Consider the following 23,834-nt stretch of genomic DNA (forward strand, 5'->3'; position numbering starts at 1 on the left):
CCGGTGGTCGTCAGCGACCGGTAGTCGTTAGCGACCGGTGGTCGTCAGTAGGCGGTAGTCGTCTGCGACCGGTAGTTGTCAGCCACCGGTAGTCGTCGGCGGCCGGTAGTCGTCAGCGGCCGGCGGCCAGGGCGGCGAGTCGGGGTAGCAGCCATGGGGCGATGACTCGCTGGACGCCGGACGGGGTGAAGTGCAGGCCGTCGCTGCGCATCCGGACGTCGCGGACGTGCCAGGTGAACTTGCCGTCCGGGCAGGTCACGGCGTTGAGGTCGAGGACCGTGACAGTGCCGGGGTGGCGGTCGGCGACCCGGTGGAGGAGGCGGTTCCAGGCGTCCACGCGCTCCGGGCGGTCCTCCGGGTAGAGGCCGCCGTCCGGGCGTTCCGCACGGCGGGTGTAGGCGGCGGTCAGCAGGGCGACGGCGGCCCCGCGCGAACCGGCCACGCGGACCGCCCGCTCCAACTGCCCGATCAGGTAGTCGTCGTAGGCGGGTTCGCCGACATGCTGGTAGCGGCCCTGGTAGCGGCGGTCCATCAGCTCCCAGCGGTTCAGCTCGACAACCGCCACGTCCGGGTTGTCCCGGTCGACCGCGCGCTGCCAGCGCCGCGGCCAGGAGGTGCAGCCCGGATAGTTGGTGTGCGGGCTGCCCAGCTGCAGGATCTCCGGCAGGGTGGCGATGCCGCAGCCTTGAATCGCCCGGACGCTGGTCCACATGCCCGGGTGCTCCGGCAGGTAGCTGCCGATCGTCCAGGACACCGAGTCGCCGAGGAAGGTGACCCGCGGCTCCCGGCCGGGCGGGCGTCCCGGCCGGTCGATCGGCGCCGGGCGGCCTTGTGGGGCAGGTCCGGGGTCGTCGCCGCTCGGGCGGTCTTGTGGGGCAGGTCCGGGGTCGCTGTTCGGGCGGTCTTGTGGGGCAGGCCGGGCGTCGCCGCTCGGGCGGTCTTGTGAGGCAGGTCCGGGGTCGCCGCTCGGGCGCCCCTGTGCGGCGGGCTCGATGTCGCCGTTCGGGCGGGCGTGCGAGGCGGTCCCGGGATTCAGGCCCGGCTGGGCGGGGGCGTCGAGCGGGGCGATGACGATCGGTGCCGCGGCGGTGGCCGGCTCGGCGGGCGTGACAGTGCACCAGCCGATCGCGACGGCGACGGCGGCGACCGTCGCCGTGGTGGCTGCCGCTGGTACCCGCCGGGGCAGCAGCCGACCGAGTGCGCCGTGCCGGACCGGCTGTTCGACGAGGTGGTAGCTGACAACGGCGACGGCCAGGGTGCCGGCCAGCCGGACGGCCAGCAGCGGCCAGCGGGACAGTCCGGTCAGGTCGGTGGTGACGAAGGTGAACAGCGGCCAGTGCCACAGATAGACCCCGTAGGAGATGCGCCCGAGCCGCACGAGGGGCGGCACGCTGAGCAGCCGGGCGAGCAGACCTCGGGGATGCCGGACCACGTCGACGATGACAGCCGCGGCAGCGAGTGCGGCAAGCGTGAGGCCACCCCGGTAGAGCCATGCCGAGTGTTCAGAGGCGGTGTGCCAGAGAACGACCGTGCCGCCGACGCCGGCCCACGCGAGCGCGCCGGCGTACCGGAACCGAGTCGATCTCGCGGCGGGCGCGCTGGTGTACCGGGGCCGGGTTGATCTCGCGGTGAGCGCGCTGGTGTACCGGGACCGGGTTGGTCTGGCGGTGAGCGCGCTGGCGTGCCGGGGCCGGGTTGATCTCGCGGTGAGCGCGCTGGCGTACCGGGACAGGGTTGATCTCGCGGTGGGCGCGCCGACGTACCGGGGAGGGGTTGATGCTGTCGCGGCGGGGGCCGTGAGCAGCGCGGCGACCGCGCCGATCAGCAACGCTTGAGCGCGGGTGTCGGTGCCGAAGTAGGCGCGGCCGATCCCGGATGGCTGGTAGAGCAGTGCGCACAGCACCTGCGAGGTGACCGCCCCGGTGACGCACAGGGCGACCAGGACGGCGCGCGCCCGGCGGTGCACGAGCCAGATCAGCACGCCGGCGACCAGCAGCGGCCAGACCAGGTAGAACTGCTCCTCGATCGCCAGCGACCAGGTGTGTTGCAGCGGGGAGGGCGCGGCGGTCGCGGCCAGGTAGCCGGTGCCACGGAAGATCATCCGCCAGTTGGCGGCATAGCCGAGCGCGGCCCAGGCATCCGCCCGCAGCAGACCGAGGGCGTCACTGTCCAACAGGAAGCGTGCGGTGACGACTGTGGCGACCAGCATGGCCAGCAGCGCGGGCAGCAGCCTACGGGCCCGGTGCAGCCAGAACCGTCCGAGATCGATCCGCCCGCTCCGCTGGTGTTCGGCCAGCAGCAGCGACGTGATGAGGAACCCGGATAGCACGAAGAACGCGTCCACGCCCAGGAACCCGCCGTCCGTGCCGGGGACCCCGGCGTGGAACAGCAGGACTGCGGTGACGGCGAGGGCGCGGACGCCGTCCAGCGCCGGGCGGTATTCCCACACGTCGCGCGGATACCACTCCCGCTCCGGGATAAACCGGGCCGATCACCCCCCCAACTCCCGCCGCCGGTCACGCCGGCTGGGCTTGCCGCAAGGGCACCTCCAACCGCGAGCTGAGCTCCTCGACCGTGATCCCGAACGTCTCCCGCACCACGACGCCCTCGTCGGTGATCAGGAAGGTGGCCAGGTCGGTGTAGACCCGGCTGATGCACCGCAGCCCGGTCAGCGGATAGGTGCACTCGGGCACCAGTTTCGGCGTCCCGTCCTTGGTGAACAGCGTCATCATCACGTAGACGCTCTTGGCCCCGGCCGCGAGGTCCATCGCCCCGCCGACCGCTGGGATCGCGTCGGGCTCGCCGGTGTGCCAGTTCGCCAAGTCGCCGGCCGCCGACACCTGGAACGCGCCGAGCACGCACACGTCGAGGTGCCCGCCGCGCATCATCGCGAACGAGTCGGCATGGTGGAAATACGCCGAGCCGGGCAGCTCGGTCACCGGAACCTTCCCGGCATTGGTCAGGTCCGGGTCGATCTGGTCGCCGACCGCGGCCGGGCCCATGTTCAGCATGCCGTTCTCGGTGTGCAGGACGATGCCCGCGTCGGCCGGCAGGTGGTCGGCGACCAGGGTCGGCTGCCCGATCCCCAGATTGACGAACGAGCCGGGCTCGATGTCCCGGGCCACCAGCGCGGCCATCTCGTGTTTGTTCAGGCTCATGCCGCCACCACCCGGTCGACGTAGATGCTCGGGGTAACGACCACTTCCGGGTCGAGCGTGCCGGTCTCCACCACCTCGTGGACCTGCGCGATCACCAGCGATCCGGCGGTCGCCATCACCGGACCGAAGTTCCGCGCGGTCTTGCGGTAGACGAGGTTGCCCATCCGGTCCGACCGGTACGCCCCGATCAACGCGACGTCCCCCTTGATCGGGAACTCCAGGACATAGGTCCGGCCGTCGATCACCCGGGTCTCCTTGCCCTCGGCCAGCGGCGTCCCCACCCCGGTCGGGCAGTAGAACGCGCCGATCCCGGCCCCGGCCGCCCGCATCCGCTCGGCCAGGTTGCCCTGCGGGACCACCTCGAGCTCGATCTTCCCGGCCCGGTAGAGACCGTCGAACACCCAGGAGTCGGCCTGCCGTGGGAACGAGCAGATCATTTTGCGCACCCGGCCCTTGGCGAGCAGCGCGGCGAGGCCGGTGTCCCCGTTACCGGCGTTGTTCGACACCACGGTCAGGTCGGTGGCGCCCTGCTCGATCAGCGCGTCGATCAGCTCGACCGGCATCCCGGCCATGCCGAACCCGCCGATCAGCACGGTCGACCCGTCCCGGATCCCGGCGACCGCCTCGGCCGTGCTGTCGCAGATCTTCGCGGTCACGCCACATTCTCCAGGACCACGGCGAGGGCCTGGCCGACGCCGATGCAGATCGCCGCGACGCCCCAGCGGCCACCGGACTCCTTGAGCCGGGCGGCCAGGGTGCCGAGGATCCGGCCGCCGGACGCGCCGAGCGGGTGACCGATGGCGATCGCCCCGCCCTTGGCGTTGACGATCTCCGGGTCGATGTTCCACGCGTCGAGGCAGGCGAGCGACTGCACCGCGAACGCCTCGTTCAGCTCGACGGCGGTGACGTCGTCCCAGGTGATGCCGGCCCGGGCCAGGGCCCGCTCGGCGGCCTCGACCGGCGCGTAGCCGAACATCTGCGGCTCGATCGCGGACACGCCGCGCCCGGCGATCCGGGCGATCGGGGCGCTGCCGATCCGCTCGGCGGCCGCCTCGCTGCCCAGCAGGACGGCCGAGGCACCGTCGTTGAGCGGGGAGGCGTTGCCGGCGGTGATGGTCCCGGCAGGGCGGAAGGACGGTTTCAGCTTCGCCAGTTTCTCGGTGCTGCTGTCCGGGCGGATGCCCTCGTCGCGGGTGAGATCGCCGACCGGGACCACCAGATCCGAGTAGAAGCCCTCATCCCAGGCCGCGGCCGCCAGATTGTGTGACCGCGCGGCGAAGGCGTCCTGCCGCTCCCGGGAGATGGAGAATTTCTCGCCGAGCATCTCGTTGCACTCGCCCAGCGAGGCCGTCCACTCCTTCGGCATGTTGTCATTGACCAGCCGCCAGCCCAGCGTGGTGGACACCGCGGTCACGTTGCCGGCCGGGAAGGCCCGGGACGGCTTCGGCATCACCCACGGGGCACGGGTCATCGACTCGACGCCGCCGGCCACCACCACGTCGGCGTCGCCGGACTCGATGGCCCGCGACCCGATGATCGCCGCGTCCAGCGACGAGCCGCACAGCCGGTTGACCGTGGTGGCCGGCACCGACACCGGCAGCCCGGCGAGCAGCACGGCCATCCGCCCGACATTCCGATTGTCCTCACCCGCCTGGTTGGCGCAGCCCCACACCACGTCGCCGATGGCGGCCGGGTCCAGGCGGGGCGCGGTGGCCAGCACACCCCGCAGGGCGGTGGCGGCCAGGTCATCCGGGCGGACCTCGGCGAGGGCGCCGCCGAAACGGCCGAACGGTGTGCGCGCCGCGGCGTACAGGAAAGCGGAAGTCATGCGTCCAACCTAGGCCCGCCCCACCGATCAAGGCCAATACTGAATCCGACTCGATTGATAGCCTCAATGCATGGAACTGCGGCACCTGCGATCTTTCGCCGCGCTCGCCGAGGAGCGGCACTTCGGTCGCGCCGCCGAGCGCCTGCACATCGCCCAGCCGGCCCTGTCCCAGCAGATCAAGCAGCTGGAGCGGGAGTTCGGGGTGGAGTTGGTCAGCCGGACCACCCGCCGGGTCGAGCTGACCGAGGCCGGCCAGCGGTTCGCCGAGCACGCCCGGGCGGTGCTCGGCTCGGTCGAGCGGGCCGCCACCGACATGTCCATGGTCGCCTCCGGGCACGCCGGCCGGGTGTCGGTCGGCTTCATCGGCACCGCCACCTACGACCTGTTGCCGCAGGCCACTCGCGAGGTTCGCCGCCTGCTCCCGGACGTCCGTCTGGAGCTGCACGGCGAGCTGCTCAGCCCGGCGCTGCTGGACGGGCTCGTCGACGGCACCTATGACCTGGTGGTGTTCCGCCCGGACGGACTGGCCCGCCCGGAGATCGACGTCCGGGTGCTGCGCTCGGAGCGGCTGATCGCGGTCCTGCCCGACTGGCACGACCTGGCCGATCGTGAGCGCGTCGACCTGGCCGAGCTGGCTCCGGACCCGTTCGTCATGCACTTCTCCGGCCACCGCTCCTCGGTGCACGAGCACGTCCTGGCCGCCTGTGCCGCGGCCGGCTTCCGACCGACTTCGATCATGGAGGTGGGGGAGACCGCGACCCTGGTCGTCTTCGTCGCCGCGGGTCTCGGCGTCGCCCTGGTCCCGGAGGCGGTCCGCAGCCTCGACCTGGAGGGCGTCGCCTATGTGCTGCTCACCGACGCCCCCACCATCGACCTGGCGATCGCCACCCGGACCGGCGAGACCTCGCGTGCGGTCCGCCAGGTCGCCGACATCGTGATCCGCTGTTCCGAGTCCGGTCGCGATTAGGTCCGCGGGCACGCGCGAGGCGCGCTTCCCTTCCGGAGGCTGATGTCCGGTACGCCACCAGCCCTGTGGCGCCGGAGTCCTGATCAGCGCCAGGTGTGCTCCGGTTCGTAACCGAGCAGCCGGCGCGCTTTGTCGATGGAGAGCAGCGTCTCGTGCTCGCCGAGTTCCTTGGTCACCGGAACGTCCGGATAGACCTCGGCGGCCAGGCTCGCCGACGATCGGCTCATCACCGTGTCCGCGTTCGCGATGATGAAGATCTCCACGCCGGTGGCCGGATAGGCGAGCGCTTTGCGGACCGCCTGGGCGCCGTCACGCGCGTCGATGTAACCCCACAGATTCCATTTCCGCAGGAGCGGGTCGGCGTCGAAGGAGGGGAACTCGGCATAGTCGGCCGGTTCCATGACGTTCGAGAACCGCAGGCCGACCATCTTCAGCGCCGGATCCCACCGGCAGAACTGCTCGGCCATCGTTTCTTCGAGATGCTTCACCAGGGCGTAGCGGGACTCCGGCCGGGCCGGGTATTCCTCGTCCAGCGGAATGTAGGGCGGCGGGGTGTCGAACGGGATGCCGAGCAGCGTCTCGCTGGACGCCCAGACCACATTCGTGATCCGGGCGGCCTTGGCGGCGGCGAAGACGTTGTAGGTGGCGGTGATGTTGTTCTGGAAGGTGGCCGCGTTCGCGGTCAGGCCGGGCGCCGGGATCGCGGCGAGATGCACGACCGCGTCGATCCCGTCGTAACGGTCGTCGATCGCGGTGAGCGCCTCGATCGTCTGCCCGTAATCGGTGAGGTCGATCCGGATGTCCGGGCGCTGCGCGGCGGCATCCAGGTTGACCACCTCGTTGCCGTGTTCCCGCAGATCGGCGACGACCGCCCGGCCGAGTTTGCCGGTGCCACCGGTGACCGCGATCCGCATGCTGGAGCCTTTCGTGAAATGACGTGCCACTGCTGAAGACTAGGCCTTGCCGAAGAGGCGGCGTTCCAGGTTGACGACGAACTTCGGGTAGTAGCGGGGCAGGAACCGGACCAGGCGGTCGGCCATTTTCGCGTCGTTGCCGACCCGGATCCGCGGCGCGCCCTTCTGCACGCCGTCCACGATGATCCGGGCGGCCTGCTCGGCCGGCATTTTCAGCAGTTTCTCGTTGTAGGTGCGCATCCGCGCCTTCTCCGCGGCGGACACCTCGTAGCCCTCGGTCTGCGCCATTCGCAGCGTCGCCGACGCGATGTCGGTCTTCACACCGCCCGGGTGCACGACGGTGACCTTGACCGGATGACCGCCATTGATCATCTCGGTACGGAGCACCTCGGTGAACCCGCGCACCCCGAACTTGCTGGCGCAGTAGGCGCCCAGCGTCGGCTGCGCCATGATCCCGTTGAGGCTGGAGATGTTCACGACGTGCCCGTCGCCGGAGGCGATCAGGTGCGGCAGGAACGCCTTGGTGCCGTGGATGACGCCGAACAGGTTGACCGCCAGGGTCTGATCGATCGCCGCCCAGTCGCTGTCCACGATGGTGCGGCCGCCGCCGCTGATCCCGGCGTTGTTGTAGATCTGGTGGACCACGCCGTAGTGGCCGGCGACCGTGCCGGCGTAGGCCACCACGGCCTCCCGGTCGGTCACGTCCAGGTGCGCGGTGTGCACCTCGGCACCGAGGGCCTTCACCTGCTCGGTGGTCTCGGCCAGGCCGGCGTCGTTGACGTCGCTCAGCGCCAGGCGGGCGCCGCGGCGGGCGAGCTCCAGGGCGAGGGCACGGCCGATGCCCGAGCCGGCGCCGGTGATCACAGCGACTTTGTCTTTCACAGCGAATCTCCCTGCGTGAGGGCGGCCACACGATCGAAGTGCAGCTCACGGTCGGTGACATCGTCGGCGCGCAGCAACTTCACGTCGGACTGGTAGTCCATCGAGGTCAGCCACGGCATCCGGGCGCCCTGGCGGGGCAGCTGGCCGACTACGCGCTGGATGTATCCGGCGCCGAAATCCAGGAACGGGCGGGTCGGCATGTCCGGGTCGGCGACTTCCGGGCGGCAGATGTCGTACCCCTGCGCTTCCATGTGCCGCAGCAGCCGGCAGAAGTGCTCGCAGAGGAGGCCGATCTTCAATGTCCACGACGAGTTCGTGTAACCGATGGCGTAGGCGAAATTCGGCACGCCGGACAGCATCATCCCCTTGTAGGAGACGGTGTCGGGGAGCGCCACCGGACGACCGTCCACGGTGACCGGCACCCCGCCGAAAGCCTGCACGTTCAGGCCGGTGGCGGTCACCACGATGTCCGCGTCCAGATGCTTGCCCGAGTCCAGCAACAGCCCGGTCGGGGTGAACCGGGTGATCCGGTCGGTGACCACCGAGGCCCGGCCACGTCGGATCGCCTTGAAGAGGTCGCCGTCCGGCACCGCGCACAGCCGCTGGTCCCACGGGTCGTAAGGAGGGTTGAAGTGCTCGTCCACCGGAAAACCGGCCGGCAGCTGCTTGGCGTTGACCCAGCGGATCACCTTGCGGGCCGCCTTCGGGTAACGCTGGCAGAAAGACCAGATCGCCTTCTGCTGCGCGATGTTCTTGCGACGGGTCCAGGCGTAACCGCGTTCCGGCCCGAGGTACTTCTTCAGCGCGTTGGCGATCGGGTCCTTCCGGCCCACCGGCATGATGTAGGTCGGGGTGCGCTGCAGCATGGTGACGTGCGCGGCCTCGCCGGCCATCGCCGGGACGATGGTGACCGCGGTGGCGCCGCTGCCGATCACCACCACCCGCTTCCCGGCGTAATCGAGGTCCTCGGGCCAGTGCTGCGGGTGCACGATCTGCCCGCGGAAATCGTCCCGGCCGGCGAAATCCGGGGTGAAGCCCTCGTCGTAGCGGTAGTAGCCGCTGGCCGAGAAGAGCCAGCCGCAGGTCAGCGTGATCCGCTCGCCGGTGTCGGCGCGTTCCACCTCGACGGACCACCGGGCCCGCTCGGACGACCAGGAGGCGGCCAGCACCCGGTGGTGGAAACGGATGTGCCGGTCCAGGCCGTTCTCGGTGATCGTCTCGCGGAGGTAATCGAGGATCCGCGGCGCGTCGGCGATCGACTGCTCGTCCCGCCACGGCTTGAACTCGTAACCGAAGGTGTGCAGGTCCGAGTCCGAGCGGATGCCGGGATAGCGGAAGAGGTCCCAGGTGCCACCGGACGCCGCGCGGGCCTCCAGGATGGCGAAGGACTTGCCCGGCAACTCGGTCTTCAGGTAACGCCCGGCACCGATGCCGGAGATGCCGGCGCCGACGATCAGCACGTCCAGGTGCTCAACGGTGGTCACGCTGTCAAGAATCGGTGTCCGGGCGGTGTTGCGCTAGCGCGAAACGCACCATCATCATCACGATATGGTGCAGAGTGCCGCATGGCCCGAGATCCCGTCCCGCGTCGCGGAGCTGTTCCGGCGAGGCGCCGAGATCGCGCTGGAGCCGCCCGCCGACTGGATCGAGGGCCTGCACGAGGCGTCGCTCAGCGGCGAGCGGATGCGGCCGGTCGCCGAGGACCCGGTGCTGGTCGCCGCGGTGCGCCGGGCCAACGTGGCGAACCTGCGGCAGTGGATCGCGGCCAACGTCCGCAACCCGGGCGCCCGGGTGCCGGCCAACCTCGGCCCGGAGGTGCTGGACACGGCCCGCGACCTGGTGCGCCGGGGGCTGGATCAGCGGGCGCTGGATTCGTACCGGACCGGGCAGAGCGTGGCCTGGCGGCGGTGGATGGAGATCTGCTTCACGCTGGACGCCGAGCCGGGAGAGCTGCGGGCGCTGCTCGACATCTCCAGCCTGTCGATCTCGACGTTCATCGAGGACACCATCGCCGCGGTGTCCGCCCGGATGGAGAGCGAGCGGGCCGAGCTGACCCGGGGCGCGCACGCCGAACGGCGGGCCGCGGTGACCCTGCTGCTGGAGGGCGCGCCGATCAGCCGGGCCCGGGCCGAGGCGCAGCTCGGTTACCGGCTGACCGGCCCGCACACCGCGGCCATCGTCTGGACCACCGCGACCGCCGCGCCGGACCGGCTGGAGGCAGCGGCCGAGGAGCTGATGCGCAGCAGCGGGGCGGCGCACCGGCTGACGATCGTGGCCGGCGCCGGGGTGCTGTGGCTGTGGCTGCCGGTCGGCGCGGTGCTCACCCCGGACGGGGAGGACCCGGAGGTCCGGGTCGCGATCGGCCGCCCGGGGGCGGACGTGGCCGGGTTCCGGCGCAGCCACCTCGACGCGGTGGCCACCCAGCGGATGCTGATGCGGCTCACCTCGCCGCAGCGGGTCGCCCGGTACACCGAGATCCAGCTGGTCGCGCTGCTCACCGCGGAGCCGGCGCAGACCGACGAGTTTCTCGCCGACACCCTCGGCGAGCTGCGCCACGCCGACCCGGAGACCCGCGAGACGGTCGCCACCTACCTGCGCGAGCAGTGCAGCATGAGCCGGACCGCGGAGCGGCTCTTCACCCACCGCAATACGGTCCTGCGCCGCCTGGCCCGCGCCGACAAGCTGCTGCCACAGCCGCTCGCCGACAACGTCCTGGCGGTCGGCGCCGCCTTGGAGGTGCTCCGCTGGCGCGGCTGACCGCCGATCCCGCCGGCAGCCCGCGGGTGGCTGGGGCTGACACCGAGGTGCCGCCGGTAGCCCGCGGGTGGCCGGGGTTGACACCGGGGTGCCGCCGGGAGCCCGCGGGTGGCCGGGGTTGACACCGGGGTGCCGCCGACTGCTCGGCACCCCGGTGTCAGCGGGTCAGTTCCGGTATCGGTAGAGGATCCGGCCTCGAGTCAGGTCGTAGGGCGAGACCTCCACGAGGACACGGTCGAAGGGGAGGATCTTGATGTAGTTCTTCCGGATCTTGCCGCTGATGTGGGCCAGGACCTGGTGACCATTGGGCAGGTCGACCCGGAAGGTGGCGTTGCGCAGGCACTCGACCACCGTGCCCTCCAGCTGGATGCCGCCGTTCTCCCTGGTCATCGCAGCACCAGCTCGAGGTTGCTGCCGGCCCGCCGGGCGCCGACGCTCTCGAAGAGGGCGATCGCCGGGTGGTTGGCCTGGTGCACGTCCGCCGACGCGGTCGCGATGCCGCGCCGGTGGGCTGCGCCCAGCACCTCGGCCAGCAGCGCCCGGGCGATGCCCCGGCGACGCCGGTCGGCCCGGACCGCGATCAGCCCGATCCGCGGTTGCCGGGGGAGCGGTGCCACCCGGGCCAGCCCGACATACCGGCCGGCTTCGGCAGCCACCACGTACCGCGCCGGGTCCGGTGGCGGTGACAGCACCTCGGCCGGCATGTTCTGCCAGCCCAGCGTGGCCTCGACCTGGTCACGGATGACCTGGTCGAGTTCGCGGAGCGCTCCTGCCTCCGCCTGGCCGGCCGGCAGCACGGTGAGCCCGCCGAGCCGCGCGCCGGCGTTTCCCGGCGGTGTCGGGTTGTTTCCGGTGAGCCGTGGGTTGGTGGAAGGGGCGCTGTGCACCGGCGGTGGGGTCGGGTTGTGTCCGAGGAGGTGTGCGTCGGGTGGCGGGATGGTGGGAGCTGCCGGTGGCGATGGGGTGTGTCCGAGGAGGTGTGCGTCGGATGGCGGGATGGTGGGAGTTGCCGGTGGCGGTGGGGTGTGTCCGAGGAGGTGTGTGTCGGGTGGCGGGATGGTGAGAGCCGCCGGTGGCGCCGGGTTGTGTTCGGTGGACCGTGGGTCGGTGAGTGGGAGAGTGCGGGCCGGTGGGTTGGTGTCGAGGCCGGTGAGTTGTGGGTCGGTGGGCATGACGTATTCCCACTCTCGGCGGCGGGGGCCGAAACCGAGCTGTTCCCAGCTGGACAGCAGGTCCAGGTCGGCCTCGTCCACGACGGTGTAGAGCGGCCGGGGCAGCCGGGTCAGCATGGCCTCGGCCAGCTGGTCGAAGACGCTGTCGTGCCAGGCGTCGATGCTGAGGAAGCGGCGGCCGTCGGGCCGGTGGGTGACCTCGCCGCGGCCGACCACCCGGTCGTCGTCCAGAGCGTGCCAGTGCCGCTCGGAGACCTGGGTGACCGCGGTCAGAAATGCGGATTCCATGGTGGTGTCGCCTTTCCGGAGAACCTGGATGCGGCGCTCCGAGGCGACACCTACGTCAGGTCGCCGAACCGTGACGACGAGGGGAGCACCCACATCGAAACATCGTTCACGGTGCTCACCCCCTCAAGTCGTGCCACGGCCGACGGCAGGCTATCCGCGCGCCGCCCCACCCGTCCAACCATTTATCGAGAAGGCCATGCCGCGAGAAGGCCGTGAGGGGGGGGCAGCGCGGTGGCGGGTGGGCGAGGGGAGGAAGCCGTGAGGGGGGAGGCAGCGCGACGGCGGGCGGCCGGGCGAGGGGAGGCCGTGCGGGAGGAGGCAGCGCGGCAGCGGGCGCGCGAAGGGGGAGGAGGCCGTGAAGGGGAGCCAGCGCGGGGGTGGGCGGGCGAAGGGAGGAGGCCGTGAGGGGGAGGCAGCGCGGGAGTGGGCGGGCGAAGGGAGGAGGCCGTGAGGGAGAAGGCCTGCGGGTGGCACGCAGTGTGAAGGAAGAGCGCGCGGAGGGGAACGCCGCCGGGGAGGGGGCGGCCGGCGTCGCGGAGAGGCTGGTGGGGAGCAGAGGTCGGCGGGCGGCGACCGGCGGTGCGCTATGACGACGTGCGCTGGCGGGCTGGGCGCCGGGTTGCGGTGTCCTGGGTGGGGCGGGTGCTGTGCTTGTGCTGGTACATGTCCATGTCGGCGGCGTGTAGCAGGGCGTCCGGGTCGTAGTCCGCGCCGGTGCCGGTGGCCACGCCCACGCTGGCGCTTAGGGACAGCTCGGCCGCGCCGATCAGGACCGTGCCGGAGAGGGCCTCGCGCAACCGGCCGGCGAGCGCGGCCGCTTCCGGCCCGGAGAGCCCGGTGGCGAGCACGGCGAACTCGTCGCCGCCCAGCCGGGCCACCGTGCCGCCGTCCCCGACCCGGGCGCGCAACCGGGCCGCCACCTCGACCAGCAGACGGTCCCCGGTGGCGTGGCCGAAGGTGTCGTTGACCGGTTTGAACCGGTCCAGGTCGATCAGCAGCACGGTGGTCGGCGCGTCCCCGTAGAGGCTGCCGGTCAGCGTCCGCATGAACCCGGTCCGGTTGACCAGCCCGGTGAGCCCGTCGTGGAAGGCCAGGTCGGTCAGCCGGGCGGTCAGCTCGTCGCGCTCGGCGAGCAGCTGGTTGATGTGCTGGAAGGCGAGCAGCTGACGGCAGATGATCAGCATGGTGGTGACCATGGTCCCGGCGAGCACCGCCCAGCAACGCCAGGTCAGGCCCTGCCCGATCAGGATTACTCCGGACAGGGCCCAGGTGGCGGCCATCGCGGCGTACGGAAGACGGCTGAAGGGGTGATCGGGCCGTGCCGTGGTCGCCACCTCGGGGGGAGCGGCCGGCCGGTCCTGGAGGCGGGCGCCGATCGCGGCCAGTCCGCAACCGATCAGGTTGGCGCCGTAGAGGGCGAAGTTCGGGTGGCCGTCCGAGACGTAGAGCGACTCGGGGAGGACCTGGGTGACCGCCTGGGTCACCGCGGCGACCCCGAGGATCAGTCCGACCCGCCGGCTGAACGGGCTGACCCCGCCGAGGCCCAGCCGCACCACCCCGAACAGCAGCACCAGGAACAGGACCGACTGGGTGAGCATGGTGAGCGCGAAGTCCAGCACCCAGGCGCCCCCGGAGACGGATGCCGGCAGCTGCACGACCAGCAGGCCGAAGGTGGCCGCCCCGGCCAGCACGGTGGCGGCGTCGACCCGGAGTCGGGCCCGCCCGTGGGAGGAGAAGCCGGGGTAACGCAGCAGACCGGCGGTGATCAGCAGAATGCCGGCCACGATGGTGCCGAGCAGGAAGCCCGACCCCATGTAGGCGGCCCGGTCGAGCGGCCCGGAGACGACCTCGGCCACCTGCACCACGTTGCCCAGCGCCATGACGGCGAAGGCGAACGCGCAGTACCCCCAGAACCGCCGCCCGGCCCGGCTCACGTCATCGGTCGCCCCGGCCTGGAAACGCCGGGACAACCGGCCCGCGAACACCGCGAACGCCGCCTGGAAGACCAGCATCATCGCCCAGTAGAGGGAGAGCAGCACCCGTTCCGGAGCGTCGCTGAACCCGAACCCGGGCACCACCGCGACGGTCAGCACGACGAGCAGGAGCAGCACCGGATCCGGGCGCACGGATTTGCCGCCGATCGTCATGCCACCTCCCCGGATCCGGTCCTCTCATCGACCGGCACGGAAGGAGTCTGAGAGTTCCGCCGGGGAAACCGGCGGACCTATGTACGGCCGTACGCATGCTATGTACGCTCGTACACATGCCGGAACAATCAATCAGGGCCGCCACCACGGCAACCTACGCCGCCTTCATCGGCTCCGGGTTCGCCTTCGCCAGCTGGGCCTCGCGCATCCCGCAGGTCCGCGACCAGCTCGGCCTCGACGCCGCCGGGCTCGGCCTGGTGCTGCTCGCGATCGCGGCCGGCTCGCTGCTGGCCCTGCCGCTGTCCGGCCCGGTGGTCACCCGGATCGGCTCGTCCCGCACGGTGATGTCGATGGCGGTGCTGCTCGGCGTCGGCCTGACCACCGCCGCGCTCGGCTCGCACGCCGGGGTGCCGCCGGTGGTGATCGGCCTGTTCCTGCTCGGCTTCGCCAACGGCGCCTGGGACGTGGCGATGAACGTGCAGGGCACCGTCGTCGAGCGCCGCCTCGGCAAGTCGATCATGTCGCGGTTCCACGCCGGGTTCAGCCTCGGCACGGTGGCCGGGGCGCTGGCCGGCGCCGCCATGGTCGCCGCGCACGTCTCGGTGGCCGCGCACCTGATCGGGGTGGCGGTGCTCGTGGTGGCCGCAGTGGTGTGGCAGGCCCGGCACTTCGTCGCCGACCACGACCAGGCCGAGCCGGCTGCCGCCGGCGAGACCCCGCGGGTCAGCGCGCTGGCCGCCTGGAAGGAGCCGCGCACCCTGCTGATCGGCCTGTTCGTGCTGGCGTTCGCGTTCACCGAGGGGGTCGGCAACGACTGGATCAGCGTCGCCGCGATCGACGGGCACCACGTCTCGCCGACGCTCGGCACGCTGGCCTTCGCCGGCTTCCTGACCGCGATGACGGTCGGCCGCTGGTTCGGCCCGGGGCTGCTGGACCGCTACGGGCGCACCCCGGTGGTCCGGGTGCTCGCGCTGATCGGCATCGCCGGGGTGGCGCTGTTCGTGTTCGGCCCGTCCCCGGCCTACGCCTACCTCGGCACGCTGCTCTGGGGCCTGGGCGCCTCGCTCGGCTTCCCGGTCGGGATGAGCGCCGGCGGCGACGACCCGCGGATGGCGGCCGCCCGGGTCAGCGTGATCGCCTCGATCGGTTACTGCGCGTTCCTCGGCGGCCCGCCGACCATCGGTTTCCTGGGCGACCACGTCGGCGTGCTGCGCGCCCTGATCGTGGTGGCCGCGCTGCTCACCGTCGCTGTGCTGATCGCCACGAGTGTCCGTCCGCTGCCCGGGAGCGGCGTGCGGCAGGATGATACGGTGACGAAGTCCGATCGAGTCGCTTGAGGTCGTACCGAAGATGAAGGTCGTGAAAACGGACCGGCTGATCCTGCGCGGCTGGCGGGAGGACGATCTCGAGCCGATGGCCGAGGTCAATGGCGATCCGGAGGTGATGCGCTACATCTCCGACGGTTCGGTGCGCGATCGCGCCACCACCGCCGACAATCTCGCGAAATGGACCCGCAGCTGGCAGGAGAACGGTTTCGGCCTGTTCGCCGTCGAGATCGCCGACACCGGTGAGCTGGCCGGATTCACCGGTCTGGCGATTCCGGAATTCCTGCCCGAGGTGCTGCCGGCCGTGGAGATCGGCTGGCGGCTGGGCCGCCGTTTCTGGGGCCGCGGATATGCGACCGAGGCCGCCACGGCGGCCCTCGACTTCGCGTTCCGCGAGTGCGACCTCGACCGGGTCATCAGCATCCGGCACATCGACAACGTGCGGTCCGGCCGGGTCATGGAGAAGATCGGTCTGCGGTACGCATTCCGCACCGTGGTCCCCGGCGTTCAGCAGCCGGTCGCCGTGCACGCGCTCGCCAGGAGCGAGTTCGACTTCTGATTTTCCGCGCACAGGTGCATCCATCCGGGTCGCGCCGAGCGAAGCACGGGGGAGAACCTGTGCGCGGGAGGGAGGTCGATTGAGTTCCGACGACGAGCTCGCCGAGCGATGGCGCGACGGCGACGAGAAAGCGCTGCGGACGGTCTACGACCGGCACGGCGCGGCCGTGCTCTATCTGGCGCAGCGCCTGCTCGGCAACCGGTCGGACGCGGAGGACGTCACCCAGCTGACCTTTGTGGCGGCCTGGGGCGGGCGGGACACGTTCGATCCGCAGCGCGGCACGCTGCTGGGCTGGCTGCTCGGCATCGCGCGGCGCAAGGCCGTCGACCGCATCCGGTCCGCGGCGCGTGACGACCGCTTGACCGAGACGGTACGGGCGCAGCTCACGCCCTCGGACGAGCGGGAGACGCCGGAACGCATCGTCGACCGTCTCGTGGTCGCCGACGAACTGGGCCGGCTGCCCGACGAGCAACGCCGCACCCTGGAGCTGGCGTTCTTCGACGACCTCACGCATCCCCAGATAGCGGCGGTCACCGGGCTGCCGCTCGGTACCGTCAAGAGCCATATCCGCCGCGGAATGGCCAACCTGCGACGTCGATGGGAGGTGGACGGTGCAGCATTTGGATCCCGATCGGCTGGTCCTTCTCGCGCTCTCTGAGGAGGAGACCGAGACCGCCGAGGCGGAACACCTGATGGGCTGTGCCGGCTGCCGGCACGACTTCGAGGCGCTGCGGACGGTGGCCGACCTCGGCGCGCAGGCCGAGGAGCTGCGTGACCTGCCGCCCCCGCCGGAGCGGATCTGGCACGCCATCGAGGCGGACATCGCCGGCCCGGCGCCCCGGCCGGCCCCGGTGATCGATCTGGCCGGCCGGCGGAGCCGGCTCCGCCGGATGCTGCCGGTCCTCGCCGCGGCCGCGGCCGTGGTGCTGGCGGTGGCCGGCACGGTGGTCGTCGACCGGTTCGTGTCCCGGCCCCCGGCCAAGCAGGTGGCGGCCCGGGCGACGCTCAGCCCGCTGCCCACCGTCCCGGCGTCGGCCGGCGGCAGTGTGACGGTGCTGACCGACGGCGACATGCGCATCGACGTGCGCAACCTGCCGCTGACCACCGGCTTCCACGAGGTCTGGCTGATCGACCCGGACGACCTGACGAAGATGGTGGCGCTCGGCAACCTGACCGATCGGGCGGACGCGGTGCTGCCGGTGCCGCCGGGCACCGACCTGAACCGGTACCGCCTGGTCGACATCAGCGACGAGCCGCACGACGGCGACGCCGCGCACTCCGGCCGCAGCCTGCTCCGCGGCACCCTCACCAACTAGGTGCCGGAATCGGCCATCCGACCGGCCACCCCGGACAGATCGTCGGGGTGGCCGGTCGGGCCGTTTCCGGTACTGCATTCCGGGCGGTAGCGCTCAGTAATCTGTCCGTCAGTGACCAGTGACATCGGTGCGAGTCGAGATCCGGTTGCCGGCGACAGGGAGGCGCGTGTGACCACGCCCGAGGAGACCATCACAGAGGACGCGGACGTTGGCGAGGCGCCGGACGCCCTGGCGGAGATCCGGGCCAGGCTCGACGGGCTGGCCGGGTACGTGGAGAAGGCCGACGAGTTCCGCCGGCTACGCGAGCGGGACGCCGAGTTCGTCGATCAGCTGCACCGGGAGAATGACGAACTCCGCAAGGACCAGCTCACCCAGGCGATGTGGCCGCTGTTCCAGGGCTACATCAAACTCTACGACCTGATGACGGCGGCCCCGGCCGGCGACGAGACGACGCCGATGCTGATCCGCCAACTGGTGCAGATCCTCGACATGAACGGCGTCACCGTCTACGAGCCGGAGCCCGGGGAGACCTTCGACGGTCAGTGGCAGGAGGGCATCCCCGTCGACACTGTCGAGCCGGACGCTGCCGGGACGATCGCCTGCTTGCGCAGGGCCGGCTTCCGGCGCTCCACAACGGTGCTCCGCGTCGCCCAGGTGGAGGTGTATCGCCTGGCCCGACCAGCGGATTCGGCGACAGCTCAGTAGCGGCTCATGGAGATCAGTGTGGGCAAAGTCTTCGGCATCGACCTGGGCACCACCTATTCGTGTATCGCGGCCATGGACAAGTGGGGTCGTCCCGTCGTCTACAACAACCGGGACAACCAGGCGACGACGCCGTCCGTGGTGCGGTTCACCGAGGACAACGAGGTGGTGGTCGGTCTCCAGGCGAAACGCAGTGCCCTGGTGCACCCGGACGAGGTGGCCAGCGTCGTCAAACGGAAGATGGGTGATCCCGACTGGCGGTTCCGCGCCTGGGGCACGGATTACGCCGCTCCGTCGATCTCCAGCCAGGTGCTCAAGAGCCTGGCTCGCGACGTGGCGGAGCAGGATCAGAGCGGTGCCACCGTCACCGAGGTGGTCATCACGGTGCCGGCCTATACCGGGCACGAGTTCCGCGAAGCCACCAAGTTCGCGGGTGAACTGGCCGGGCTGAAGGTCATCGACATCATCAACGAGCCGACCGCCGCGGCCTTCGCTTACGGATTCCTCCAGGAGGGGAACACCGCACAGACTGTCCTGGTCTATGACCTGGGCGGCGGCACGTTCGACGTCACCGTGATCCGTCTGGCGGAGAAGAAAATCCAGGTGGTCGCCACCGACGGCGACCCCAAGCTTGGTGGCGTCGACTGGGACGAGGCGATCGCGGCGTTCCTGGCTGACAGGTTCGCCGAGATCCATCCGGACGCGAGACGACCCTCCGACAGTGCCGTGGGCTCCCAGCACCTGATGAACCTGGCCGAGGAGGTGAAACAGTCGCTGAGTCAGCGAAGTTCGTACCTCGCCGTGGTGCAGCACGACGGGGTGCAGGCCGAGATCACGATGACCCGTGACGAGTTGGAGGAACTCACCGCGGGCCTGCTGCACCGCACCATCGACTTGACGCGCCGGGTCCTGGAGAAAGCCGCGACGAAGGGCGTGACCGCCGTCGACCAGATCCTGCTGGTCGGTGGCATGAGCAAGAGCCCGGCGGTGAAACAACGCATCCAGGCGGAATTCGGGATCGACACCAGGCTCACCGACCCGGACCTGGCGGTGGCCAAAGGCGCGGCGATCTTCGGGCAGAAGCGTGAGCTGGAGAGCTATGTGTTGGAGAGCCTTCGCAGCCGTGGCGCGCTGACCGAGGACGAGCAACTGGAGGACGCCGATCCGGCCACGCTGGCGGAGGTGCTCCGGGTCACGGCCGATGAGCGCGCCATGGGCCGCGAGGAGGTCGGTGACCTGGTGGCCACCCAGATCAGCAACGTCACCAGCCGTGGTTTCGGGGTGCAGGTGCTCGACCGGAAAAGCGGCGAGCACCGCGTGGAGTTCCTCGCGCACGCGCAGGACGAGCTGCCGATCAGCGTCGAGCAACAGTTCTACACCTCGGCCGACAACCAGACCGCCGTGCTGATCAAGGTGTTCGAGCAGAACAGCGGGGACGAGTCGCAGGGCCTCGACGCCAATACCGCGATCATCAGCGGTGAGATCACCGGAGTTCCGCACGGATGGCCGAAGGACACGCCGGTCGATGTGCGGCTGGACATGGGCACCGACCAGGTGATCACGGTGACCGCTCGCCACCGCGCGGTCAACGAGCCGCTGGTGCTGACGATCAAGGTCGGCGCCGCGTCTGCGGCGATGCGGGAGGTCGAGCGCGCCAAGGTCGACGAGCTGAAGCAACGCGAGTGATGAGGTTCGACCCCGAGGACTATCGCGCCCGGGTGCTCTCTCGGCTGCAGCGGGACGGCACGTTGGCCGATCCGCAGGACGGCGACCCCTTCCTGGTCTGCGCGATCAGCCTGGACGCGACGACGAAAGAGGTCGCCGAGGGTCTGGACCACATCGTGGCCTTCTGGCGGAAGGAGGAGACCAAGTTCGCCTACCGCGTGGTCACCGGCGAGCTGCTGAGGAACCAGGAAGCCTACCGGCGGCTTCTCGGTCCGGCCGCTAGCCGAGTCGGCGCGGCGGCCCGGGTGCGGCAGCGGCGAGCGGCAGAGGACCAGGCGGCGCGAGCCGAGCTGGACCGGCTCGCCGGCCTGCTGCGCAAGGAGCACGGAGCGCTCCACCGGGACAAGGTGAAGGTCCTCGAATCGATAGCCATCGAGGAGGGCATGAGCCGGTCGGGGTTCGCGACGTGGTTGTCCCGGCAATCGGTGGCCGACCGCCTGCCGGCCGCCCAGCCCTGGGACACGATGGTGCGCCGACGGATCCGGTCCGCCCTGGACGAGCTGGCCCGCATCGACAAGCCGCGGGCCGGACGTTACCGGACCCTGTTCACCTTTCTCGCTGTTCCGTCGGCGCCGTCCCGCGCGGCGCTGGAGGCGGCGCACGAGGAGTTGTCGCGTCAGCGGCTCTCGATGGTGCGGGAGACACCGATCGCGACCCGGACCCACGACGTTCTCACCGAGGTCAAGCTGCGGCTGCTGGTCGACGGTGGCATCGAGAGATATGCGGCCAGCGTTCGCGCCGACGCTCAGGACATGCTCGCCACCGAGTTGCGCCGCCGGGCGAAGCTCACCGGGGTACTGCACGCGGACGAGGTGGAGGCGATGGTCGGCCGGATCGTCCAGCTGCGATGGGGGATCGAGCAGGACGAAGCGACCAGTCTGGTCCGAGCGGCCGCAGCCGCCGAGAAACTCGCGGTCGAGGTGAACATCGCGGTGCGGCTGATCGTGTGCGGCGCCTGCGGACGACCGCAGACAGCCGACGGGCAGGACACCTGCGTGTACTGCGCCGAGCTGCTGTACGTCGGCTGCCTGGCCTGCGGCGAGTCGATCCCGCGGGCCGCCGAGATCTGCCCGCGCTGCACCGCCCCGATAGCCGCACTGCGCCTGGCCGAGACCATCGCGCCGGCGCTTCGTCAGGCCCTCGACGAGGGGCGGGCGGCTCAGGCATACCGGCTGGCGTTGGATATCAACCCGCTCAGGGATCATCCGGCGGCCTCCCGCGGCCTGGTCGCGCTGATCGCGGAGGCGGAGCAGCGCCACGCCGAAGCAGGCCGGCGCTGGACCGCCCTGCTTGCCGACATCCGGCGCGGCGCCTGGTGGAGTGCGATGACCGCGGCCCAGTGGCTGACCACGCAGGCCGGCGACGTCGTCTCGCCGGAACCCGCGTCGCCGTGGTCCGCCGCCGCCCGGCTGAAGCAGATCGAGGAGGCTCAGCGCGCGGCGATCACCGCGGTCCGGCGGGCCGCGGCGCTCCCGGCCGAGTCCAGGGAGGAGGAGCTGCAGCGGCTGCTGACGGCCAACCCGGACTGCCCGGAGGCGATCGACGCGCTGGCCAGGATTCCGCTGCGCCCGCCGGAGAGCCCGGAGCTGGTGGTCACCGAGGACGCCGCGCAGCTGTCCTGGCGTCCGGTCCGCGGCGCGTCGCCGGACGTCGTTTACCACGTGCAGCGGCACGTCGAGTGGCCGGAGCATCTCGCCGAAGTGACGTCGGTGGGCCGGACCAAGAGTACGCGGGTGCGGGACGCGTGCGCGCCGGGCGGGACGGTCGTGCGGTACACAGTCACCGCGGCCGACGGTGATCGGGTCTCACCGAGCGTCGACGTCGGGTCGTCCTGGTTCGTGACCCGCGATGTGCTGCTGGTGCACGCCACGGCGGTCGGGCGGCGTGCCGTCCAGCTGGAGTGGCCGCCTGAGTACCTGGGGGCCGCGGAGGTGCTGGTCGAGCGCCGGTTGGACGCGGAGACCGACGGTGGCGGGCCGGTCAAACGGTTCCGGCCGGCGGCCGCCGGCCGGTACTTCGACGAAACCGTGGAGCTCGGCGTGGCGTACCGGTACCGGGTTTGTCTGGCCTACCGCGACCGGGTGGGCACGGTGACCCGGACGGCTGGCCGGGAGGCCGTGATGACCGTCCATCCGGCGCCGGAGCCGGTGCGTGAGCTGCGGGTGGTCACCGGCGGCGACGGGCGGACCGTGATCTCTTACGACAGCCCGCCGGCCGGCACGGTGCGGGTCTACGCGACCGCCGGCACCAGGCCCCCGGAGGGCCGCACGCTGCGTCAACTCGAGGCATCCGGCGCCCGCCCGGTCGGCGAGGGTGCTGAGCAGGTCGTCGACGACTCCGGGCGCGGCCTGGTGACCTACCGGGCGGTGACGGTGTCCGGGCCGGATATCGCGCTCGGGGCGTACCTCACGCACGTGGCGGCCGAGACGCCCGGCCGGCTGCGGGTGATCGACGACAGCGATGGCCGGCTGCGGCTCGGCTTCGACTGGCCGGTCGGCGTATCCACGGCCGTGGTGCGGTGGAGCCGGCTCGGCCCGCCCGGCGAAGGGGCCGATCAGGCCACGGTGACCGCCGCACAGCTGGCGGGCGACGGCTATCCGATCGAGGTGCCCGCCGACGGTCGGGCGGTGCACGTGGCCGTGCACGCGGCGATACCGTCCGGCGGTTGGCCGGTGGTCGCGTCGGCCGGCGCGACCATGCTGGCCCGGCCCGCGGTGCCGCTGGTCGTGCGCTACTCGGTGAACGTGCGGAGGTTCCTCGGCCCGCGGGTTGACATCGACGTCAGCACGGCGGGCGGGGGCCCGCTGCCGGCCGTCGTCGTGGTGCTGCGGGGCGACGGCGAGCCGGCCGGGCCGGACGACGGCGTGACCGTCTGCTCGTACCCCGGTGGCAGCTCCAGCGTGGAACTGCAGATCAAACGGGCCGATCTGGTCGATGGGCACCTGCGGCTGTTCGCCCGGCCGGAGCCCGGCTTCGTGGTGGAGGTCCAAGACCCGCCGCTGACCAGCCGGCGGGTAGTGCTGTGACGGCCTCGGCTCCGGTGGTGCCGGGCCGGGGCCGTCGTGATCAGGCGGGCCGGCGCCGGTGGGACGGGTCGAGCGCCGGCGGCTGGTAGCCCTGGTCGCGGGCGGACAGCGTGACACCCGGCGGCACGATCTTGTCGATCTCGTCGAGGACGTCCGGGGTGAGCCGGGTCTGCGCCGCGTCGAGCTGACTTTCCAGCTGCTCGAAGGTGCGCGGCCCGATGATCGGCGCGGTCACCGCCGGGTGTTCCAGCACGAACGCCAGCGCCAGGTGGATCAGCGAGATCCCGGCCTGGTCGGCCAGCTGGGCGAGGGCCTCGACGGCGTCCAGCTTGGCGGCGTTCTCCGGCGCGTCGATCTGGAAGCGTCCGGGCTGGTGGGCGCCGCGGCTGGTGGGCGGCTGGGCCCCGCCCTTGCGGAACTTCCCGGTCAGCCAGCCGCCGGCGAGCGGGCTCCACGGGATCACCGCGAGGCCGTACTTCTGGGCGATCGGCAGCACCTCGCGTTCCACGCCGCGGGCCAGGATCGAGTACGGCGGCTGCTCGGAGACCACCCGCTCCCGGCCCCGGCGCTCGGCGAGCCACTGGCCCTCGACGATCGCGGACGGCGGGAACGTGGACGTACCGAAATATCTGATCTTGCCGTGCCGGACCAGATCGGACAGCGCGCCGAGAGTCTCGTCGAAATCCGTGTCCGGCTCCGGCCGGTGCACCTGGTAGAGGTCGAGGTGGTCGGTCCGCAGCCGGCGCAGGCTGTCCTCCACCGCGCGGATGATCCACCGGCGCGAGTTGCCGGCGTGGTTCGGGTCGTCGCCGATCTGACCGTGGAACTTGGTGGCCAGGAAGACGTCGTCGCGCCGGCCCTCCAGGGCCTTGCCGACGATCGTCTCCGACTCACCCTGGCTGTAGACGTCGGCGGTGTCGATCAGGTTGATCCCGGCGTCCAGCGCCCGGTGGATGATCCGGATGCTGTCGTCGTGGTCGGGGTTGCCGCGCGGGCCGAACATCATGGTGCCCAGCGCCAGCGCGCTGACCTTGACGCCGGTCCGGCCGAACGGCCGCAGCGGGATGC

Annotated in this window: 20 protein-coding genes; 9 read left to right on the forward strand and 11 right to left on the reverse strand. The window is 71.3% G+C overall.

Annotated elements, in window-relative coordinates:
* Positions 1 to 112: 112 nt before the first annotated feature.
* The 4 genes from BJY16_RS47425 to BJY16_RS25010 form a co-directional block, all read right to left on the reverse strand.
* Positions 113 to 2,449, reverse strand: a complete 2,337-nt coding sequence (locus BJY16_RS47425; RefSeq protein WP_239177007.1) for a DUF459 domain-containing protein — start codon at positions 2,447 to 2,449, stop codon at positions 113 to 115.
* 67 nt (positions 2,450 to 2,516) lie between these two features.
* Complete coding sequence (locus tag BJY16_RS25000) at positions 2,517 to 3,158, reverse strand: 3-oxoacid CoA-transferase subunit B (protein WP_185042003.1); 642 nt, start codon at positions 3,156 to 3,158, stop codon at positions 2,517 to 2,519.
* Positions 3,155 to 3,814, reverse strand: a complete 660-nt coding sequence (locus tag BJY16_RS25005) for a 3-oxoacid CoA-transferase subunit A (RefSeq protein WP_185042004.1) — start codon at positions 3,812 to 3,814, stop codon at positions 3,155 to 3,157. The genes BJY16_RS25000 and BJY16_RS25005 overlap by 4 nt, the downstream gene beginning before the upstream one ends.
* The gene (locus BJY16_RS25010) at positions 3,811 to 4,986 is read right to left on the reverse strand and encodes a thiolase family protein (RefSeq protein WP_185042005.1); all 1,176 of its coding nucleotides are present in this window, start codon (positions 4,984 to 4,986) and stop codon (positions 3,811 to 3,813) included. Before BJY16_RS25010 ends, BJY16_RS25005 begins: the two co-directional genes overlap by 4 nt.
* 70 nt (positions 4,987 to 5,056) lie before the next feature.
* On the opposite strand from BJY16_RS25010, the gene BJY16_RS25015 reads away from it, so the two are divergent.
* Positions 5,057 to 5,953, forward strand: a complete 897-nt coding sequence (locus BJY16_RS25015) for a LysR substrate-binding domain-containing protein (RefSeq protein ID WP_185042006.1) — start codon at positions 5,057 to 5,059, stop codon at positions 5,951 to 5,953.
* A gap of 83 nt (positions 5,954 to 6,036) precedes the next feature.
* On the opposite strand, the gene BJY16_RS25020 is transcribed toward BJY16_RS25015, so the two are convergent.
* The 3 genes from BJY16_RS25020 to BJY16_RS25030 are packed head-to-tail and all read right to left on the reverse strand — an operon-like array spanning position 6,037 to position 9,233.
* Positions 6,037 to 6,897 (reverse strand): NAD-dependent epimerase/dehydratase family protein, encoded by an 861-nt coding sequence (locus BJY16_RS25020; protein ID WP_239177008.1) that lies wholly within the window; start codon positions 6,895 to 6,897, stop codon positions 6,037 to 6,039.
* 9 nt (positions 6,898 to 6,906) lie between these two features.
* A complete protein-coding gene (locus BJY16_RS25025; protein ID WP_185042007.1) occupies positions 6,907 to 7,749 on the reverse strand; it encodes an SDR family NAD(P)-dependent oxidoreductase in 843 nt (280 codons plus the stop codon).
* A complete protein-coding gene (locus tag BJY16_RS25030) occupies positions 7,746 to 9,233 on the reverse strand; it encodes a flavin-containing monooxygenase (RefSeq protein WP_239177010.1) in 1,488 nt (495 codons plus the stop codon). The genes BJY16_RS25025 and BJY16_RS25030 overlap by 4 nt, the downstream gene beginning before the upstream one ends.
* Positions 9,234 to 9,297: 64 nt before the next feature.
* On the opposite strand from BJY16_RS25030, the gene BJY16_RS48545 reads away from it, so the two are divergent.
* A complete protein-coding gene (locus BJY16_RS48545) occupies positions 9,298 to 10,506 on the forward strand; it encodes a PucR family transcriptional regulator (protein ID WP_185042008.1) in 1,209 nt (402 codons plus the stop codon).
* 165 nt (positions 10,507 to 10,671) lie between these two features.
* Here the strand turns inward: BJY16_RS48545 and infA are convergent, their stop codons facing one another.
* From infA to BJY16_RS25050, 3 genes are all read right to left on the reverse strand, one after another.
* Positions 10,672 to 10,896: a translation initiation factor IF-1 gene (gene infA / locus BJY16_RS25040; RefSeq protein ID WP_185042009.1), complete on the reverse strand. Its 225-nt coding sequence runs from the start codon at positions 10,894 to 10,896 to the stop codon at positions 10,672 to 10,674.
* Complete coding sequence (locus BJY16_RS25045; RefSeq protein ID WP_239177012.1) at positions 10,893 to 11,966, reverse strand: GNAT family N-acetyltransferase; 1,074 nt, start codon at positions 11,964 to 11,966, stop codon at positions 10,893 to 10,895. Before BJY16_RS25045 ends, infA begins: the two co-directional genes overlap by 4 nt.
* Positions 11,967 to 12,550: 584 nt before the next feature.
* Positions 12,551 to 14,113, reverse strand: a complete 1,563-nt coding sequence (locus BJY16_RS25050) for a GGDEF domain-containing protein (RefSeq protein ID WP_185042010.1) — start codon at positions 14,111 to 14,113, stop codon at positions 12,551 to 12,553.
* Positions 14,114 to 14,229: 116 nt separating this feature from the next.
* Between BJY16_RS25050 and BJY16_RS25055 the strand changes: the two genes are divergently transcribed.
* The 7 genes from BJY16_RS25055 (at position 14,230) to BJY16_RS25085 (ending at position 22,766) form a co-directional block, all read left to right on the forward strand.
* Positions 14,230 to 15,450 carry an MFS transporter gene (locus tag BJY16_RS25055; protein WP_185042011.1) on the forward strand — a complete coding sequence of 407 codons (1,221 nt, stop codon included), beginning with the start codon at positions 14,230 to 14,232 and terminating at the stop codon, positions 15,448 to 15,450.
* A gap of 13 nt (positions 15,451 to 15,463) precedes the next feature.
* Positions 15,464 to 15,997, forward strand: a complete 534-nt coding sequence (locus BJY16_RS25060) for a GNAT family N-acetyltransferase (RefSeq protein WP_185042012.1) — start codon at positions 15,464 to 15,466, stop codon at positions 15,995 to 15,997.
* A gap of 79 nt (positions 15,998 to 16,076) precedes the next feature.
* Positions 16,077 to 16,655 (forward strand): RNA polymerase sigma factor, encoded by a 579-nt coding sequence (locus BJY16_RS25065; RefSeq protein ID WP_185042013.1) that lies wholly within the window; start codon positions 16,077 to 16,079, stop codon positions 16,653 to 16,655.
* On the forward strand, positions 16,609 to 17,313 hold the full coding sequence (locus tag BJY16_RS25070) for an anti-sigma factor (protein WP_185042014.1): 705 nt from the start codon (positions 16,609 to 16,611) through the stop codon (positions 17,311 to 17,313). Before BJY16_RS25065 ends, BJY16_RS25070 begins: the two co-directional genes overlap by 47 nt.
* A 168-nt stretch (positions 17,314 to 17,481) precedes the next feature.
* Complete coding sequence (gene grpE, locus BJY16_RS48550) at positions 17,482 to 18,018, forward strand: nucleotide exchange factor GrpE (protein ID WP_185042015.1); 537 nt, start codon at positions 17,482 to 17,484, stop codon at positions 18,016 to 18,018.
* 6 nt (positions 18,019 to 18,024) lie between these two features.
* The gene (locus BJY16_RS25080; RefSeq protein WP_203758924.1) at positions 18,025 to 19,701 is read left to right on the forward strand and encodes an Hsp70 family protein; all 1,677 of its coding nucleotides are present in this window, start codon (positions 18,025 to 18,027) and stop codon (positions 19,699 to 19,701) included.
* Positions 19,701 to 22,766 (forward strand): hypothetical protein, encoded by a 3,066-nt coding sequence (locus BJY16_RS25085; RefSeq protein WP_185042016.1) that lies wholly within the window; start codon positions 19,701 to 19,703, stop codon positions 22,764 to 22,766. Before BJY16_RS25080 ends, BJY16_RS25085 begins: the two co-directional genes overlap by 1 nt.
* Positions 22,767 to 22,806: 40 nt before the next feature.
* On the opposite strand, the gene BJY16_RS25090 is transcribed toward BJY16_RS25085, so the two are convergent.
* Entirely contained in the window at positions 22,807 to 23,832 is a 1,026-nt protein-coding gene (locus tag BJY16_RS25090) for an aldo/keto reductase (RefSeq protein WP_275408055.1), read from the reverse strand.
* Between the last annotated feature and the right edge of the window lie 2 nt (positions 23,833 to 23,834).

The sequence above is a fragment of the Actinoplanes octamycinicus genome (assembly GCF_014205225.1).
GTDB lineage: Bacteria > Actinomycetota > Actinomycetes > Mycobacteriales > Micromonosporaceae > Actinoplanes > Actinoplanes octamycinicus.

What these genes read in the sequence shown, in the direction of transcription:
- BJY16_RS25085 (WP_185042016.1), top strand. Translation starts at nt 19,701, where the DNA reads ATGAGGTTCGACCCCGAGGACTATCGCGCCCGGGTGCTCTCTCGGCTG.
- BJY16_RS25060 (WP_185042012.1), top strand. Translation starts at nt 15,464, where the DNA reads ATGAAGGTCGTGAAAACGGACCGGCTGATCCTGCGCGGCTGGCGGGAG.
- BJY16_RS25055 (WP_185042011.1), top strand. Translation starts at nt 14,230, where the DNA reads ATGCCGGAACAATCAATCAGGGCCGCCACCACGGCAACCTACGCCGCC.
- BJY16_RS25010 (WP_185042005.1), bottom strand. Translation starts at nt 4,986, where the DNA reads ATGACTTCCGCTTTCCTGTACGCCGCGGCGCGCACACCGTTCGGCCGT.
- BJY16_RS25080 (WP_203758924.1), top strand. Translation starts at nt 18,025, where the DNA reads ATGGAGATCAGTGTGGGCAAAGTCTTCGGCATCGACCTGGGCACCACC.
- BJY16_RS25050 (WP_185042010.1), bottom strand. Translation starts at nt 14,113, where the DNA reads ATGACGATCGGCGGCAAATCCGTGCGCCCGGATCCGGTGCTGCTCCTG.
- BJY16_RS48545 (WP_185042008.1), top strand. Translation starts at nt 9,298, where the DNA reads ATGGTGCAGAGTGCCGCATGGCCCGAGATCCCGTCCCGCGTCGCGGAG.
- BJY16_RS25000 (WP_185042003.1), bottom strand. Translation starts at nt 3,158, where the DNA reads ATGAGCCTGAACAAACACGAGATGGCCGCGCTGGTGGCCCGGGACATC.
- BJY16_RS25015 (WP_185042006.1), top strand. Translation starts at nt 5,057, where the DNA reads ATGGAACTGCGGCACCTGCGATCTTTCGCCGCGCTCGCCGAGGAGCGG.
- BJY16_RS25045 (WP_239177012.1), bottom strand. Translation starts at nt 11,966, where the DNA reads ATGGAATCCGCATTTCTGACCGCGGTCACCCAGGTCTCCGAGCGGCAC.
- infA (WP_185042009.1), bottom strand. Translation starts at nt 10,896, where the DNA reads ATGACCAGGGAGAACGGCGGCATCCAGCTGGAGGGCACGGTGGTCGAG.